Origin of the sequence: Pseudomonas sp. MWU16-30323 (assembly GCF_020515595.1) — a bacterium.
Classification (GTDB): Bacteria; Pseudomonadota; Gammaproteobacteria; order Pseudomonadales; family Pseudomonadaceae; genus Aquipseudomonas; species Aquipseudomonas yamanorum.
The window spans coordinates 48211-63307 of sequence record NZ_JAIWYM010000016.1 but is presented as its reverse complement, the minus strand read 5'-3'; the positions used below and the strand labels follow the sequence as shown (position 1 = coordinate 63307).

Annotated in this window: 18 protein-coding genes; 10 read left to right on the top strand and 8 right to left on the bottom strand. The window is 61.1% G+C overall.

The window, feature by feature from the left end:
- The first annotated feature begins 1 nt into the window (after nt 1).
- Both LIY45_RS18920 and LIY45_RS18915 read left to right on the top strand, forming a co-directional pair.
- A complete protein-coding gene (locus LIY45_RS18920) occupies nt 2-1333 on the top strand; it encodes an acyclic terpene utilization AtuA family protein (RefSeq protein ID WP_226477217.1) in 1332 nt (443 codons plus the stop codon).
- Nucleotides 1330-1650, top strand: coding sequence for a hypothetical protein (locus tag LIY45_RS18915; protein ID WP_226477216.1), 321 nt, complete (start codon nt 1330-1332; stop codon nt 1648-1650). The genes LIY45_RS18920 and LIY45_RS18915 overlap by 4 nt, the downstream gene beginning before the upstream one ends.
- Nucleotides 1651-1758: 108 nt before the next feature.
- Here LIY45_RS18915 and LIY45_RS18910 read toward each other — a convergent pair whose 3' ends face one another.
- From LIY45_RS18910 to LIY45_RS18890, 5 genes are all read right to left on the bottom strand, one after another.
- A complete protein-coding gene (locus LIY45_RS18910; protein WP_017479997.1) occupies nt 1759-2130 on the bottom strand; it encodes a glutathione S-transferase N-terminal domain-containing protein in 372 nt (123 codons plus the stop codon).
- A 103-nt stretch (nt 2131-2233) separates the two neighbouring features.
- Nucleotides 2234-2779, bottom strand: a complete 546-nt coding sequence (gene folE / locus LIY45_RS18905; protein WP_003204506.1) for a GTP cyclohydrolase I FolE — start codon at nt 2777-2779, stop codon at nt 2234-2236.
- 79 nt (nt 2780-2858) lie between these two features.
- Nucleotides 2859-3416 carry a Smr/MutS family protein gene (locus LIY45_RS18900; RefSeq protein ID WP_226477215.1) on the bottom strand — a complete coding sequence of 186 codons (558 nt, stop codon included), beginning with the start codon at nt 3414-3416 and terminating at the stop codon, nt 2859-2861.
- A gap of 75 nt (nt 3417-3491) precedes the next feature.
- Nucleotides 3492-3812 (bottom strand): hypothetical protein, encoded by a 321-nt coding sequence (locus LIY45_RS18895; protein WP_003213133.1) that lies wholly within the window; start codon nt 3810-3812, stop codon nt 3492-3494.
- Between the two features lie 130 nt (nt 3813-3942).
- Nucleotides 3943-4533 carry a cysteine hydrolase family protein gene (locus tag LIY45_RS18890; protein WP_008433198.1) on the bottom strand — a complete coding sequence of 197 codons (591 nt, stop codon included), beginning with the start codon at nt 4531-4533 and terminating at the stop codon, nt 3943-3945.
- Nucleotides 4534-4773: 240 nt separating this feature from the next.
- On the opposite strand from LIY45_RS18890, the gene prmB reads away from it, so the two are divergent.
- Entirely contained in the window at nt 4774-5682 is a 909-nt protein-coding gene (gene prmB / locus LIY45_RS18885; protein WP_017480000.1) for a 50S ribosomal protein L3 N(5)-glutamine methyltransferase, read from the top strand.
- A gap of 135 nt (nt 5683-5817) precedes the next feature.
- Here the strand turns inward: prmB and LIY45_RS18880 are convergent, their stop codons facing one another.
- Complete coding sequence (locus LIY45_RS18880; protein ID WP_003213127.1) at nt 5818-6621, bottom strand: hypothetical protein; 804 nt, start codon at nt 6619-6621, stop codon at nt 5818-5820.
- 100 nt (nt 6622-6721) lie between these two features.
- A complete protein-coding gene (locus LIY45_RS18875) occupies nt 6722-7684 on the bottom strand; it encodes an alpha/beta fold hydrolase (RefSeq protein WP_017480001.1) in 963 nt (320 codons plus the stop codon).
- Nucleotides 7685-7827: 143 nt separating this feature from the next.
- On the opposite strand from LIY45_RS18875, the gene aroC reads away from it, so the two are divergent.
- The 4 genes from aroC to LIY45_RS18855 all read left to right on the top strand — a co-directional run bounded on the left by aroC (nt 7828) and on the right by LIY45_RS18855 (nt 11312).
- Entirely contained in the window at nt 7828-8919 is a 1092-nt protein-coding gene (aroC, locus tag LIY45_RS18870) for a chorismate synthase (RefSeq protein ID WP_226477214.1), read from the top strand.
- Nucleotides 8920-9067: 148 nt separating this feature from the next.
- Nucleotides 9068-10219, top strand: a complete 1152-nt coding sequence (locus LIY45_RS18865; protein WP_026078289.1) for an MFS transporter — start codon at nt 9068-9070, stop codon at nt 10217-10219.
- 28 nt (nt 10220-10247) lie between these two features.
- Nucleotides 10248-10793: an acireductone dioxygenase gene (locus LIY45_RS18860; protein ID WP_226477213.1), complete on the top strand. Its 546-nt coding sequence runs from the start codon at nt 10248-10250 to the stop codon at nt 10791-10793.
- 234 nt (nt 10794-11027) lie between these two features.
- Nucleotides 11028-11312 carry a helix-turn-helix transcriptional regulator gene (locus LIY45_RS18855; protein ID WP_026078290.1) on the top strand — a complete coding sequence of 95 codons (285 nt, stop codon included), beginning with the start codon at nt 11028-11030 and terminating at the stop codon, nt 11310-11312.
- A 54-nt stretch (nt 11313-11366) separates the two neighbouring features.
- Here LIY45_RS18855 and LIY45_RS18850 read toward each other — a convergent pair whose 3' ends face one another.
- Complete coding sequence (locus tag LIY45_RS18850) at nt 11367-11645, bottom strand: DUF3509 domain-containing protein (protein ID WP_003216777.1); 279 nt, start codon at nt 11643-11645, stop codon at nt 11367-11369.
- 396 nt (nt 11646-12041) lie between these two features.
- Here LIY45_RS18850 and LIY45_RS18845 point away from each other — a divergent pair, with 396 nt between their 5' ends.
- From LIY45_RS18845 to LIY45_RS18835, 3 genes are all read left to right on the top strand, one after another.
- Complete coding sequence (locus tag LIY45_RS18845) at nt 12042-13868, top strand: long-chain-acyl-CoA synthetase (protein ID WP_226477212.1); 1827 nt, start codon at nt 12042-12044, stop codon at nt 13866-13868.
- Between the two features lie 96 nt (nt 13869-13964).
- A complete protein-coding gene (locus LIY45_RS18840; protein ID WP_010176046.1) occupies nt 13965-14480 on the top strand; it encodes an ankyrin repeat domain-containing protein in 516 nt (171 codons plus the stop codon).
- 41 nt (nt 14481-14521) lie between these two features.
- Nucleotides 14522-15052: a hypothetical protein gene (locus LIY45_RS18835; protein WP_017480009.1), complete on the top strand. Its 531-nt coding sequence runs from the start codon at nt 14522-14524 to the stop codon at nt 15050-15052.
- The last annotated feature ends 45 nt before the right edge of the window (nt 15053-15097 follow it).

Below are 15097 nucleotides of genomic sequence, written 5' to 3'. Positions count from 1 at the left end.
CATGAAAAACTTGCGCATCGGTTCCGGCGCCGGCTACTCCGGCGACCGTATCGAACCTGCGGTGGAATTGGCCGAACAGGGCGACCTGGATTACCTGGTCTTCGAATGCCTGGCCGAACGCACCATCGCCCTGGCGCAACAGGCGCGGATCAGCGATCCACAAGGCGGTTACGACCCGCTGTTGAGTGAGCGCATGCGCCGCGTGCTGCCCTTTGTCGGCCAGCCCGGCGGGCGCCGGCGCTTGCGGATAATCACCAACATGGGTGCGGCCAACCCGGTGGCGGCGGCAGTGGAAGTGCGCCGGATTGCCGGTGAACTGGGGCTGAACCTCAAGGTGCTGGCGGTGACAGGCGATGATGTACTCGAAACGTTGCGGGGCCAGCCGGAGCAACGGCTCGACAACGGCCAGACTCTTGGCTCATTGGGCGACCGGCTGATTTCCGCGAACGCCTACCTGGGCGCCGAGGGCATTATCGACGCCTTGCGCGCCGATGCCGACGTGGTGATCACCGGCCGGGTGGCAGACCCTTCGCTGTTCCTGGCGCCGCAGATGTTCGAATTCGGCTGGGCTGCGGATGATTGGCAACGGCTGGGGCGCGGCACGCTGGTGGGGCATTTGCTGGAATGTGCCGGGCAGGTCAGCGGTGGCTACTTTGCCGATCCGGGCTTCAAGGATGTGGACGACCTGGCGCGCCTTGGCTTTCCGTTGGCCGAGATTGATGCAGACGGCGAGGCACTGATCACCAAGGTCGCCGGCTCCGGCGGGCGGGTCAGCCGGGCTACGTGCACCGAACAACTGATCTACGAAGTGCACGACCCGGCGGCGTACCTTACGCCGGACGTATGTGCCGACTTTTCCCAGGTGTCGTTTGCTGAGGAGGCCGTCGACCGGGTGCGGGCCCACGGCGCAAGCGGGCGGCCACGGCCCGAGCAGTTGAAAGTCAGCGTCGGGTATCTGGACGGCTGGATCGGCGAGGGTCAGATTTCCTACGGCGGCCCGGGCGCGGTCGCTCGTGCACAACTGGCTCGCGACGTAGTCCTGAAACGGTTGGAACTGACCGGCGTACGCCTGCAGGACGTGCGTGCCGAACTGATCGGCATCGACTCCCTGCACGGCCCGCGCAGCACTGTTGAACCGTGGGAAGTTCGCCTGCGCATTGCTGCCCGCTGCGAAGAGCGCAGCGAGGCGGTGCGCGTCGGCAATGAAGTGGAAACCCTCTACACCAATGGCCCGTCCGGCGGCGGCGGTGCCAGCAAGAGCCTGCGCCAGGTGGTGGCGATGGCATCGTTGCTGTTGCCCCGTAACGCGGTCAACCCGAGGATCGAAGCATGAAGCTGCACACCCTGGCCCACTCCCGCACCGGCGATAAGGGCGACACCTCGAACATCTCGATCATCGCGTATCGGGCCGAGGACTATCCGCTGCTCTGCGAGCAACTGACGGCTGAGGCGGTGGCGGCGTTTTTTGCGCCGTTACTGGAGGAGGGCGCAGCACCAGTGCGGCGTTATGAGCTGCCCAATGTGCAGGCACTGAACTTCGTGTTGCCGGGGATCTTGCGGGGCGGGGTGACGCGATCGCTGGCGCTGGATGCCCATGGCAAGTGCCTGGGCTCAGCGCTGCTGGATATTGAATTGGCCATACCAAACTAATGTGGGAGCGGGCTTGCTCGCGAATGCGGTGGATCAGCAAACCTATGTATTGGCTGACACACCGCATTCGCGAGCAAGCCCACTCCCACACCGGATCCTCGCTGTTTGTCAGGCCGCCGCAAACCGTTTGTCCAGGTAATCGATGATCACCTTGGAGTCGTACATCCAGGTGGTCTGGCCGTTCTCTTCAATGCGCAGGCACGGCACCTTGATCTTGCCGCCTTGTTCCAGCAGGGTCTGGCGGTCCTGCTCGTTGTTCTTCGCGTCCTTCAAGGCCACCGGCACGTTCAGGCGGTGCAGGGTGCGGCGGGTCTTCACGCAGAACGGGCAGGCGTGGAATTGATACAGGGTCAGGTCCTTGGCCGCTGCGTTCACCTGCGCCTGTTGTTCGGCAGGGCGCTGCTTTTTGCGCGGACGGGTCAGGAAGTCGCCGGCGATGATGACGTGGCCGAGGCCCACTCGAAGTGCTTTGACGAACATGGCTGAAACCTCTTGCCCTAGACTGAAGGGGCCGCAGCTTACCTGATTTTTCACAGGCGAAAAAAAACCGGCGATGAACGCCGGTTTTTCCAGGTGCTGCGTATTACTTGATCAGGCTGAGAAACTCGCTGCGGGTCGCCGCGTTTTCGCGGAACTCACCCAACATCACCGACGTGATCATCGACGAATTCTGCTTCTCCACACCGCGCATCATCATGCACATGTGCTTGGCCTCGATCACCACCGCAACGCCCAGGGCGCCGGTGACCTGCTGGACCGCATCGGCGATCTGGCGGCTGAGGTTTTCCTGGATCTGCAGGCGACGGGCATACATATCGACGATACGCGCGACCTTCGACAGGCCCAGCACTTTGCCGCTCGGGATGTACGCGACGTGAGCCTTGCCGATAAACGGCAGCAGGTGGTGTTCGCACAGCGAGTACAACTCGATGTCCTTGACCAGCACCATTTCGCTGTTGTCAGAGCTGAACAAGGCACCGTTGGTGACTTCTTCGAGGGTCTGTTCATAACCGCGGCAGAGATACTGCATGGCCTTGGCGGCACGTTTTGGCGTGTCGAGCAGGCCTTCGCGGGAAACGTCCTCGCCGAGCTGGCCGAGGATCGCGGTGTAATTCTGTTCCAGGGACATGAAACTACCTAGTGGGGTTTTCGCAAAGGGCAAGGGTACGGCGGCCAACACATCGCTGCAAGCCTGACGATGGCACTTGTTACTCGTCGCGGCCTTCCATCATGGTGCGCTTGAGCATCACGTACACCGCGCCAGCGCCGCCGTGACGTGGCTGGCATGAGGTAAAACCCAGCACTTGGGAGTGCTGGCGCAACCAGGTGTTGACGTGGCTTTTGATCATCGGCCGCTTGCCGTCCAGGCGCACGGCCTTGCCGTGGGTGACGCGCACGCAGCGGATTTCGAATTGGGTGGCTTCGGCGAGGAACGCCCAGAGGGTTTCGCGGGCTTTTTCGACGGTCATGCCGTGCAGGTCGAGGCTGCCTTCGAACGGGATCTGGCCGACCTTGAGCTTGCGCATCTGGCTTTCCTGCACGCCGTCGCGGGCCCACATCAGCTCGTCTTCGGGGCCTACATCGATAACGAACTGATCCGACAGGCCGTCCACGGTGGTGGCGTCCGTACGCACGGTCGCGGCCTGGCGCAGCTTGGCGATCTGGGCGCGATCGGTCTTGGGTTTGCCGGTGTCGGCGCGATCATGCTTGATCGGCTTGACGCCGCGCAGCTCGTTCTTGAATAGGGAAAAATCGTCGTCTTGCATGTCAGCCTCCGCGAAGGGCGGGCAGTTTACCTAATCGCGGCGGCTTGATGCGCAACAAACGCTATCGGCATGCCATCAGTCGTGCTTTTTCATCAGGTGCGAAGCGATGTTCAGTGACAGGGGCTGGCGCATGCGCCGACGGCAACGGCGCCACAGCCAGACGCCAAACCACAGCACCAACAGGCCGATCACCAACAGTATTGCAGAACCGCCAGGGCTGGCGTTCAGTTCGCCCAAGGCCGGTGAATGTCCAACCAAACCAGCGCCGCCGGCAATTGCCAGTAGTACGCCACCTATCGCCAACAGCGCGGCAAAGCCGGCGCCGATGCGCAGACGCCAGTTGCTCGGGCCCTTGGGGCGCAAGCGACGAGCGTCAAAACCATCGGATATCTTCATTCCGACCTTTCCTCCAGGGTATCGGCCCTTCGACCGGAAGATACACAGGTTGTTCCGGGTACAGAGGCAATTGCAGCAAATGACAGGTTTTTGCGGATGAGCGGGCGGCTACCCGCTCATCTGAGGTCGATCAGATCAGATCTTTGGTCAAGGCGAGGGTGGCGAAGTTGTCGGCCATGATGGCCATTTCGGTCTGCTGCACGTGGTCGGCGCTGAGGATGCCGCCCTTGTAAGGCAGGTCGCGGGTGGCGCAGGCGTCTTCTACCAGGGTGCAGCGAAAGCCCAGGTTCTTCGCCGCGCGCACGGTGGTGCTGACGCTGGAGTGGCTCATGAAGCCGCAGACAATCAGGTCCAGGGAGCCGAGGTCTTGCAGGTGCTTCTCAAGGCCAGTGCCGTGGAACGCGCTGGGCAGCAACTTGCCGATGATGGTCTCGTCGGCCTGGGGCTCGAGGCCTGGAATGAATTCACCGCGCTCGCCCTGGGGATCAAACAGCCCGCCGACCGTGCCCAGGTGGCGCACATGCACGATCGGGCGCCCGGCGTTGCGCGCGGCAGCGGCCAGTTGCTTGATGTTTTCGACAGCCGCGTCCATGCCCGAGAGGGCGAGGGGACCGCTGAGGTATTCCTTCTGGGCGTCGATGATCACGAGGGTCGCATGGTTCAGGTTCGCCGCTGCGTAACCACGACCGCTGAGTTGAAACATCGTCTTTGGAACGGACATTCTGGGGCTCCTGTGAGTGGGGCTTTTGTGACATTGTCCTCCGGCTGAGCGCTTCTGTGAATCGCTACCCTCGTAAGGTACGCCGTTGTTGGCGTGCAGCGATGTCAATAGGGCACTACGTTTAGGCAAAAACCGTGTTTAAGATGAAATCCGACGTGCGGCAAAGGGTTTTTTCGTACATCGTCGGTACAGCTTAAGACTGTTAGAATCGCCGGTCGTTTTTTCCAGGAGCTTGCCCCCGTGATCACTTCTCGCCTGCGCACCTTGCGCGACCACATCCGATGGGCTGTCAGCCGTTTCCATGGGGAAGACTTGTTTTTTGGCCATGGCACCGACAACGCCTGGGACGAAGCCCGGCAACTGGTGCTCGGCGCCCTGCATCTGCCGTGGGAAATTGCCGACAGCTACCTGGATTGCAACCTGGAAGAAGAGGAAATTTCCCACGTGCAACGGTTGTTGCACCGCCGCATCCATGAGCGTGTGCCTACCGCTTACCTGCTGAAGGAAGCCTGGTTCTGCGGCATGTCGTTTATCGTTGATGAGCGCGTACTGATTCCACGCTCACCGATTGGCGAACTGATCGAAAACCGCTTCGAACCGTGGCTGGGCAAGCCGCCGGCACGCATTCTGGACCTGTGCACCGGTTCCGGTTGCATCGGTATTGCCTGCGCCTACGAGTTCCAGGATGCCGAAGTAGTGCTGGGCGACCTGTCCTTTGAAGCCTTGGAAGTGGCCAACCAGAACATCGAGCGCCATGGCGTCGATGAGCGCGTGTATACCGTTCAGGGTGATGGCTTTGATGGTTTGCCGGGCCAGCGCTTTGACCTGATCGTGTCCAACCCGCCGTACGTCGACGCCGAAGACTTTGCCGACATGCCGGATGAGTACCAGCACGAACCGGAACTGGGCCTGGCCTGCGGGGATGACGGCTTGAACCTGGTTCGGCGGATGCTGGCCGAGGCGGCAGATCACTTGACCGAGAAGGGCTTGCTGATTGTCGAGGTGGGCAACAGCCAGGTTCACGTCGAGGCGTTGTACCCGGAGGTGGACTTTGCCTGGCTGGACTTCCAGCGCGGTGGGCATGGGGTGTTCATGTTGACGGCTGAGCAATGCCGGGCGCATCAGGCGGTGTTTGCCGCCAGGGTCTAAACCCTGCCTGCAGTATGCTGATCATTGTGGCGAGGGAGCTTGCTCCCGCTGGGCAGCGTAGCGGCCCCAAGAGTCTTGGGAGCGCTTCGCACTCCAGCGGGAGCAAGCTCCCTCGCCACAAATACACTTTATGATTCAGCGATGCGTCGCAATCCAGATCAACAACCCCGCCTGAAACACGGTAAACGCCACCAGACACGTAATCGTGAAGCGCAACCCGCTGTCTTCGCGCTTGAACTTGGTGACCTTTTCCTCTTCCTTGCGCAGCTTCACTTCCTGTTCCGCCAGGTTCTGCTCGGCCTGTTGCAGCATCTGCGCCGCTTCCAGAATCTCCACGAACTGCAGCTTCTCGGTGTTCCAGCTGTCCAGCACATCGCTGACCTTGCCCGGCTGCACGTTGCCCTTCAAATGCTGGACATCGGCATACGCCACATCAAAACCCTGGATACGCAGGAAGTGATCCCGGCGCAGGCGCGTGGCTTCGTTCAGCGCGTCCTTGTTGGCCAGGTCGACGCCATCAACGCGGTAGTGCGACCACTTCTTTTTCGCCCAGGCGGCGCCTTGGGCCACCAGGAAGCGGCCGATGCCGCGGTTCGCCGGTTCGATCTCCAGGCTGTTGCCCGGGCCAAAATGCACGCGATGGGTGGCGTGATCGACCCAGATATCCAGGTGATTCTGTTCCCGGCGCACCCGCTGGCCAGGCAATTGAATGACCATGCGCAGCAGGCTGTGGTCCTTGTTGTTGCGTTCGGCCCAGCCAAATTGCACAAAGCGCAGGGGCCGCACGCCCGTGGCGCGGTCGGTGGCCAAAGGGGCCAGGCGCAGCATCTTGAAATGTTCGGCCTGTACCTCCGCCCACGGTAACGCGGCCGATGCGGCGGCCTCGGTGTCTGCCGTGGTGTCGGCGGTAGGTTCGGGTGTTGCTTCGGTGTTCGTCATTCGGCGCGATCCTGTCCAAGCTCTGCGGGCCGACAGGCTTTTTGCTGTCGACCCAGGGCTTATCGGCCGTTTTGCTCAGGACTGGAGGGGGAATACTCGCTTAACTGGCGCGAAGTCCGTCGATAAAGCGAACCAGGCGTGTGCCCAGTTCGGCAGCCAGCGGGAGCTGTGGGTCGTTGTAGGACTCCAATTGCTGCTTCACGTCATTGGGCACGATGCGCATCACGTGGTTCATGCCCTCGATCACCGTCAGCTCGGCGTCGGGCTTGGCCTTCTGCAATTGTTGCGCATCGGCCACGCCCACCTGCAGGTCATTGGTGCCCTGGACGATCAGCGCCGGCATCTTCAGTTTGGCAAATGCGGCCGAAGGGTCGGCGCGGAACAGGCTGATCAGATAAGGCTGCACGCTGGGTCGGAAGATGCCCTCAAGCGGTGTAGGCACATCGGCGTCCACCTGGCCGGCCTTGAGGTGATCGAGAATCTGGTTGCTGCGCAGTAATAGCGCGGGAGGCATGTGGTCGGCCAGTTGCTGGCGGATGACCTGGTCCACCGGGCGGGCACTGCCCGACAGGGAAATCACCCCGGCCGGATTCAGCTGCGGGGCGGCGAGGGCGGCTACCAGCGCGCCTTCACTGTGGCCGAGCACAATCAACGGACCCATGCGCGGGTCGGCCTTGAGCAACTTGCCCCAGGCCACGGCGTCGGACACGTAGGCGTCCAGGGTCAGGTTGCGTTCATCGGGGGTGGCGGCAAGGCTGGCGGCTACACCGCGCTTGTCGTAGCGCACGCTGGCAATGTTGTGCCTGGCCAGCACCCAGGCCAGGCGCTTGAGGCTGTCGTTGCGTGCGCCGTCGGCGCTGTTGCCGTTGCGGTCGGTGGGCCCGGAGCCGGCAATGATCAGCACCACCGGCACGGGCTTGTCGGATTTGGGTAACAACAACGAGCCAAATAGCTCGCCACTGCCGGTGTCCAGGCTGATAGGCCGTTGCAGCACGACAGGGGAGGCGGCGAAGCCAAGGCTGGAAAACAGGGTGAGGGTCAAAAGCAGAACTCGCAGCATCATCGCGCCATCATGAGGAAGGTGCCGGTTGGACCAACGTCTACCGGTAAGGTTTCGAGGATGAACTAGTCGGTTAGCCTGCGTATACTGGCCGCCTTAAGTTATTACGGTTGACTTGATTCAACTGATTTCACGGAGCGCCCTGCATGTCCGGCAATACCTACGGCAAGCTGTTCACTGTTACCACCGCGGGCGAAAGCCATGGCCCGGCGTTGGTCGCCATTGTCGACGGCTGCCCGCCGGGCCTCGAGTTGTCCCTGGAAGACCTGCAGCGTGACCTCGACCGCCGCAAGCCCGGCACCAGCCGCCACACCACCCAGCGCCAGGAAGCCGACGAAGTCGAAATCCTCTCCGGGGTGTTCGAAGGCCGCACCACCGGCTGCGCCATCGGCCTGCTGATCCGCAACACCGACCAGAAGTCCAAGGACTACTCGGCGATCAAGGACCTGTTCCGCCCGGCCCACGCCGACTACACCTACCACCACAAATACGGCGAGCGCGACTACCGTGGCGGTGGCCGCAGCTCGGCGCGGGAAACCGCGATGCGCGTGGCGGCAGGGGCGATCGCGAAGAAATTCCTGGCCACCCAGGGCATCGTGATCCGCGGCTACATGAGCCAGCTGGGTCCGATCGAAATCCCGTTCAAGACCTGGGACAGCGTCGAAGACAACGCTTTCTTCTGCCCCGACCCGGACAAGGTGCCGGAGCTGGAAGCCTATATGGATCAGTTGCGCCGTGACCAGGATTCCGTCGGCGCCAAGATCACCGTGGTCGCCGAAGGCGTAATGCCCGGCCTGGGCGAGCCGATTTTCGACCGCCTCGACGCCGAACTGGCCCACGCGCTGATGAGCATCAACGCGGTCAAGGGCGTGGAAATCGGCGCCGGGTTCGACTGCGTTGCCCAGCGTGGCACCGAGCACCGTGACGAACTGACTCCTGAAGGCTTCCTCAGCAACAACGCCGGCGGCATTCTCGGTGGCATCTCCTCCGGCCAGCCGATTATTGCGCACCTGGCCCTCAAGCCAACGTCCAGCATCACCACGCCGGGCCGTTCGATCGATGTGCACGGCAACCCGGTGGACGTGATCACCAAGGGCCGTCACGACCCGTGCGTCGGCATCCGCGCCACGCCGATTGCCGAAGCGATGATGGCGATTGTGTTGATGGATCACCTGCTGCGCCACCGTGGGCAAAACGCCGACGTAAAAGTCAGTACTCCGGTATTGGGCCAGCTGTGACCGTGTGTGGCGAGCGAGCTTGCTCGCGCTGGGCTGCGAAGCGGCCCCAACGCCTGCAACCCGGTATTAGCTGGAGAACTGCGGCGCTTCTAGTGGGGCCGCTTCGCGCCCCAGCGCGAGCAAGCTCGCTCGCCACAAGTCACTTATGCTGACGCAAGGCCTTCCATATTGGCGACTCTCCAGCTTCTACCTGTTCTATTTCGCCCTGCTGGGGGCGACGGCGCCGTTCCTGGCGTTGTACTTCGATCACCTGGGGTTCTCCAGCGCGCGCATCGGCGAGCTGGTGGCCATCCCCATGTTGATGCGCTGCGTGGCCCCCAACCTGTGGGGCTGGTTGGGGGACTACACCGGCCGGCGCCTGGCCATCGTGCGCTTTGGCGCGGTGTGCACCCTGGTGAGTTTCTCGCTGATCTTTGTCAGCAAGACCTACGCCTGGCTGGCGCTGGTCATGGCCTTGCACGCGTTCTTCTGGCACGCGGTACTGCCGCAGTTTGAAGTCATCACCCTCGCGCACCTGCAAGGCCAGACCTCGCGCTACAGCCAAGTACGGTTGTGGGGCTCCATCGGTTTTATCCTCACCGTGGTGATCATGGGCCGCCTGTTCGACTGGCTGAGCCTGGACATCTACCCGGTGGTGATCGTGGTGATCATGGCCGGCATCATCGGCGCGAGCCTGTGGGTACCGAATGCGCAGCCGCCGGCCCAGGGCAACCGCCTGGCCGGTGATGGCTTTTTGCGGCAACTGCGCAGCCCCGGCGTCCTCGCGTTTTATGCCTGCGTGGCGCTGATGCAAATGAGCCACGGCCCGTACTACACCTTCCTCACCTTGCACCTTGAACACCTCGGTTACAGCCGTGGGGTGATCGGCATGTTGTGGGCGTTGGGCGTGGTGGCGGAAGTCTTGATGTTCCTGGCCATGAGCCGGATTCTCACGCGCTTCTCGGTACGCCGGGTGCTGATGGCGAGTTTCCTGCTGGCGGCGCTGCGCTGGTTGCTGCTGGGTTCATTTGCCGAATTCTTCTGGGTGCTGTTGTTGGCGCAGGTGATGCACGCGGCGACCTTTGGCAGTTTTCACGCGGCGGCCATCCAGTTCGTGCAACGCAGCTTTGGTGCTCGCCAGCAAGGCCAGGGCCAGGCACTGTATGCCGCATTGGCCGGTACCGGCGGTGCGCTGGGCGCACTCTATTCAGGTTACAGCTGGAACCTGCTGGGGCCGACCCTGACCTTCAGCATTGCCAGCATTGCGGCCCTGGCCGCCGCCCTAATCATTGGCATTCGATTGCAAGAGGAGCGGCCATGAGCGGCTCCCGTGACAGAGGAAGAATTTGATGAGCTATCTTGCGGTTTACCACGTCTCCACCCCCGACACCCCGAACAAGGTCCTGACTCACCAGGACGATATCGCCTCGACCCTGGCCGAGCTGGGGGTGGGGTTTGACCGCTGGCAGGCCGCTGCCCGGCTTGAGGCGGACGCCAGCGAGGTTGAGATCATCGCGGCCTACCAGGCACCCATCGATAAGCTGATGACCGAGCGCGGCTACACCACCGTTGATGTGATCCGCGTCAGCAACGACCACCCGCAAAAAGCCGAACTGCGTGCCGAGCGACTCGACGAACACCGCATGGCGCAAGACCACGTACGCTTTTTCGTCGCAGGCCGTGGGCTGTTTACCTTGCACATCGAAGACTATGTGTACGCGGTGTTCTGCGAGAAAAACGACCTGATCTCGGTGCCTGCCGGCATTGCGCATTGGTTTGATATGGGGGAGAACCCACACTTTGTGGCAATCCGTCTGTTCAGTGACCCTGAAGGGCAGGCGGTCCACCTGACCGGCGACGGGATCGCCGAGGGTTTTCCCCGGCTTGAGGACTAAGGTTATCCGCCAATGCCTCCTGAATAGGGGGCATTTTTTTAGTTCAATTCCTGCAGGTTGGAAATCACTGTAGGAACAAACTTTGAAGTTTGTGGGTAACGGCTGTTTATCGTTGGTCTTACTTAATATTTCCTCTCTTTGTGTAACTCTCTCTGGCCGTAATATTTAATCGCCTGTCAATAGGAGGAATCCGACTTCGGGCGTTACAAGACCTATATGAAGAGAGAGGCCTGCATGAGCGGTACAGAGCCACAGGAACAACCGTCCACGCACACTGATAACGCGCCGGTTCCCTGCCGCAAGACGCGTGAGATGTTGGCGGGTAAAGCCTTGACCCCAAAGGAACGGGAAATTCTGCATTGGGCTGTAGAGGGCAAGACGGTGTGGGAAATCAGCAGGATTCGCTCAATCTCCCAGGCCACGGTGAAGTTTCACCTGCGCAATATCTACGGCAAGTTGCAGGTGACTAACCGGGTCCAGGCGGTCAATGAGGCGGTGAAGCAGGGATTGTGCAAATAAAAAAAGGCCGTGGTGCGCAACGGCACCACGACCTGTTCAGGTCCTGCATGACAATCAAGCCGAATGGTAAGTCGGCAGGGCAAAGCGGTTCTGGCTTTGCAGCATCGAAATCTGGGGCAGGTCGCTGGCTTGTTCAGCCAGGTCGCGACGAATCGCGCTGATGACCCACGTCAGTTGGTCGGCAGTGTGCAGTTGCTGATAAGAGATCGAACGTTTGATCTGCTTGCCTTCGCTGTTACGCAAGGTCAGCAGGATGCCGCCATCAGGACGGGCCTGGGTGGTGACGTCGAAATTGGAGAACACAGAAGAAAATTTATCTTGGATCAGGCTCATATCTATCAGCTCCGTTTGCTCATGTTTTGCAGCGTGGAGTGATAGGTGCAGTGATTGTGCCAGTACTGGGTATCTTAAAAAATCGTTATAAATCAGTCAGTTATAAATTTATTGGATTTTCAGTTTCGTGCAATTTGCATGAATGGCCATCGTGCATCCTGCATTTTGCGGGGTTTTGCCAATTGTTTCGCCACGGGTGGGTGAGGCAGGTCTTCCATAGTGACCGCGTCACTGGCCGTTAAATTCCTTTTCCTTTTGGGATACAAAACTTTTCAAATCCTGCGTGTACAGCCGAAGAATGGCAGGCGTATTTTCCTGCAAGGCATTCGGCGCCGGTCTTACGGTGCGAAGGGTGCTTGAGGTCATACGAACAATAAGAAAAAGGACGTTCCTGCCATGAACCACCCGCCGAGTGACATGATCACCTGGGGCAAGATGCTGCGTAAGGTGCCCACCATTGTCCGTGCCCTGCCGCGTCTTGTCCGCGGTATGCGCGCCGCCAACGTCACAGACCCGGCGCAGCCGTGCGGCCTGGGCTGGACGTTCGAGCAAGCCACTCAACGCAATCCCGATGGCGCCGCGCTGCTGTATGGCGACAGCGTGCTCAGCTATTGCCAGGCCAACCAGCAAGCCAACCGCATGGCCCATTACCTGCAGCAGCAGGGTATCGGCAAGGGCGACGTGGTGGCCTTGTTTATCGAGAACCGCCCCGAGTTGTTGCTCAGCGTGCTGGCCGTGGCCAAGGTGGGCGGCATTTGCGCCATGCTCAATACCTCGCAAACCCAGGCGGCGCTGGTCCACAGCCTTAACCTGGTGACGCCAGCGGCGATTATTGTGGGGGCCGAGTTGGTAGGCGCCTACGAGACCGTGCGCAGCCAGGTGGCAATTGAAGCCGATAACACCTGGTTTATCGCTGATCAGCAGCACACCCACGTGCCGCCGAATTACGTAGACCTGATGGCCGCCAGCGCCGATTGCCCGGTGGAAAACCCCGCCAGCACCCAGCAGATCTACTTCAACGACCCTTGCTTCTATATCTACACCTCCGGCACCACCGGCTTGCCCAAGGCCGGTATTTTCAAACACGGCCGCTGGATGAGGACGTCCGCCAGTTTCGGCACCATCGCCCTGGATATGGGCCCCGAGGATGTCGTGTATTGCACCTTGCCGCTGTATCACGCTACCGGCCTGTGCGTGTGCTGGGGGTCGGCGATTGCCGGGGCGTCGGGGTTTGCGATTCGCCGCAAGTTCAGCGCCAGCCAGTTCTGGGACGATGCGCGCCGATTCAATGCGACCACCCTCGGTTACGTCGGCGAACTGTGTCGCTACCTGATCGACCAGCCCGTGAGCGAGCAGGACCGGGATCACCGGGTGACGAAGATGATCGGTAATGGCTTGCGTCCTGGTGTCTGGGCCGAATTCAAGCAGCGCTTTGGCGTCGATCACATCTGCGAGCTGTACGCCGCCAGTGACGGCAATATCGGCTTCACCAACGTGCTGAATTTCGACAACACCATCGGCTTTTCCCTGATGCACTGGGCACTGGTGGACTACGCCCATGACACCTGTGAGCCGATTCGCGACACTGACGGCTTCATGCGCGAAGTGCCAAAGGGCGGCCAAGGGCTGCTATTGGCCAGGATTGATGACAAGGCACCGTTCGACGGCTACACCGACCCCGAGAAGAACCGCAAGGTGGTACTCAGCGATGTGTTCGAGAAGGGCGACCGCTATTTCAACACCGGCGACCTGTTGCGCAACATCGGCTTCGGCCATGCCCAATTCGTTGACCGACTGGGGGATACCTATCGCTGGAAAGGTGAAAACGTCTCCACCACCGAAGTCGAGAACATCTTCCTGCAGCACCCGCAGATCTCCGAAGTGGTGGCCTACGGGGTGGAGATTGAAAACACCAATGGCCGCGCCGGCATGGCCGCCATCACCCCTGCCGAATCCCTGGCGTCCCTGGATATGCGCGAACTGCTGACGTTTGCCCATGGGCAACTTCCGGCGTATGCGGTGCCGTTGTTCCTGCGGATCAAAGTAAAGATGGAAACCACCGGCACCTTTAAATACCAGAAGGTGAAACTCAAGGAGGAGGCGTTCGACCCAGGCAAGGCCGGTGATGATCCGATCTTTGCCTGGCTGCCGGGATCGGACAGTTACGTGCCGGTCACCGGGCAACTGCTGGCGGAAATCCAGGGGGGCAAGTTCCGTTATTGATTCTGCCTATCGGCGCTTTTGGGAAAAAAGCCATGACAGTGGGGAACTCCATCGCGAGACTGGGCGCCTTATGAAACACCAGACAAGGAGCCCCACATGTCAGACCAAGCCAAACAAATGACCGAAGACGAAGCCGCCGAATTTGCCGAGCAGGTCTTCGACGTGGCGCGCAAGGGCGATGCGGCGATGCTGGCTGCGCTGCTGGCCAAGGGCTTGCCGCCAAACCTGCGTAACCACAACGGCGATACGCTGTTGATGCTGTCTGCCTACCACGGTCACGTCGACGCGGTGAAAGTGCTGCTGGAATTCAAGGCCGACCCACAGATTGCCAACGACAAGAACCAACTGCCGATTGCCGGCGCGGCGTTCAAGGGCAACCTGCCGGTGGTCAAGGCGTTGATCGAAGGCGGTGCGCTGGTCGAAGGCGCATCCTCTGATGGCCGCACAGCCTTGATGATGGCGGCGATGTTCAACCGTACCGAGATGGTGGATTACCTGATCAGCCAGGGCGCCAACCCCAAGGCCACCGATGCCCAGGGCGTGACCGCGCTGGCAGCGGCGCAGACCATGGGGGCAGTGGATACGGCGGCGCAGTTGCAAAAACTGGTGTAGGCTTTGCGCCCTCAAAATCAGCCCCGCCACAGGACCACCCCATGAAGACCGCACTCGTCGAACTCATCAGCAAAATCAGCTCCGGCTGCATGAGCGAACCCGAGATCGCCAAGGTGGCGGACGAAGCGGCCCAGGCCTACGCCGATCCTGAAGCGTTCCTGGCCGCCAACCCCGACATCAACTACGACGACACTTTCCCGATTCCCCTGGGTGAGTGGATCGTCGTCGGCAGCCTGCCCGACACCGTGCTGTTCCAGGCCGACACCTACCTGGACCTGTTCGCCCAGATCGTCGCCTCGTTCGGCCCGGGCGTGGCCTTCAACCTCAAGCCCAAGCAACTGGCCAAGACCGAAGCCCTGACGGCGCTGAACCGCATCCAGATCCAGATGAGCGCGCTTAATCCGGAGAACGGCGGCTATGTGCTGATGAACTTCAGCCAACTGCTGGACGACGAGATCCAGGCCGTGCTGGTCTACGGCAATGACGTGCCACGGGTGCTGGAGTTGTGTGCCGAAGTCGGGATCAAGGGCGAACCGTCCCTGGAAGCCCTGCGGGTTGCGGTACACGTCTGAAATAAAACGGAACCCCTGGCCACGGCTGACTATCCTAAGCAGGCA

Bases quoted from the DNA above. Each gene is read 5' to 3' on its own strand.
- LIY45_RS18920 (WP_226477217.1), top strand. From the start codon at position 2: ATGAAAAACTTGCGCATCGGTTCCGGCGCCGGCTACTCCGGCGACCGT.
- LIY45_RS18915 (WP_226477216.1), top strand. From the start codon at position 1,330: ATGAAGCTGCACACCCTGGCCCACTCCCGCACCGGCGATAAGGGCGAC.
- LIY45_RS18910 (WP_017479997.1), bottom strand. From the start codon at position 2,130: ATGTTCGTCAAAGCACTTCGAGTGGGCCTCGGCCACGTCATCATCGCC.
- folE (WP_003204506.1), bottom strand. From the start codon at position 2,779: ATGTCCCTGGAACAGAATTACACCGCGATCCTCGGCCAGCTCGGCGAG.
- LIY45_RS18900 (WP_226477215.1), bottom strand. From the start codon at position 3,416: ATGCAAGACGACGATTTTTCCCTATTCAAGAACGAGCTGCGCGGCGTC.
- LIY45_RS18895 (WP_003213133.1), bottom strand. From the start codon at position 3,812: ATGAAGATATCCGATGGTTTTGACGCTCGTCGCTTGCGCCCCAAGGGC.
- LIY45_RS18890 (WP_008433198.1), bottom strand. From the start codon at position 4,533: ATGTCCGTTCCAAAGACGATGTTTCAACTCAGCGGTCGTGGTTACGCA.
- LIY45_RS18880 (WP_003213127.1), bottom strand. From the start codon at position 6,621: ATGACGAACACCGAAGCAACACCCGAACCTACCGCCGACACCACGGCA.
- LIY45_RS18875 (WP_017480001.1), bottom strand. From the start codon at position 7,684: ATGATGCTGCGAGTTCTGCTTTTGACCCTCACCCTGTTTTCCAGCCTT.
- aroC (WP_226477214.1), top strand. From the start codon at position 7,828: ATGTCCGGCAATACCTACGGCAAGCTGTTCACTGTTACCACCGCGGGC.
- LIY45_RS18860 (WP_226477213.1), top strand. From the start codon at position 10,248: ATGAGCTATCTTGCGGTTTACCACGTCTCCACCCCCGACACCCCGAAC.
- LIY45_RS18855 (WP_026078290.1), top strand. From the start codon at position 11,028: ATGAGCGGTACAGAGCCACAGGAACAACCGTCCACGCACACTGATAAC.
- LIY45_RS18850 (WP_003216777.1), bottom strand. From the start codon at position 11,645: ATGAGCCTGATCCAAGATAAATTTTCTTCTGTGTTCTCCAATTTCGAC.
- LIY45_RS18845 (WP_226477212.1), top strand. From the start codon at position 12,042: ATGAACCACCCGCCGAGTGACATGATCACCTGGGGCAAGATGCTGCGT.
- LIY45_RS18840 (WP_010176046.1), top strand. From the start codon at position 13,965: ATGTCAGACCAAGCCAAACAAATGACCGAAGACGAAGCCGCCGAATTT.
- LIY45_RS18835 (WP_017480009.1), top strand. From the start codon at position 14,522: ATGAAGACCGCACTCGTCGAACTCATCAGCAAAATCAGCTCCGGCTGC.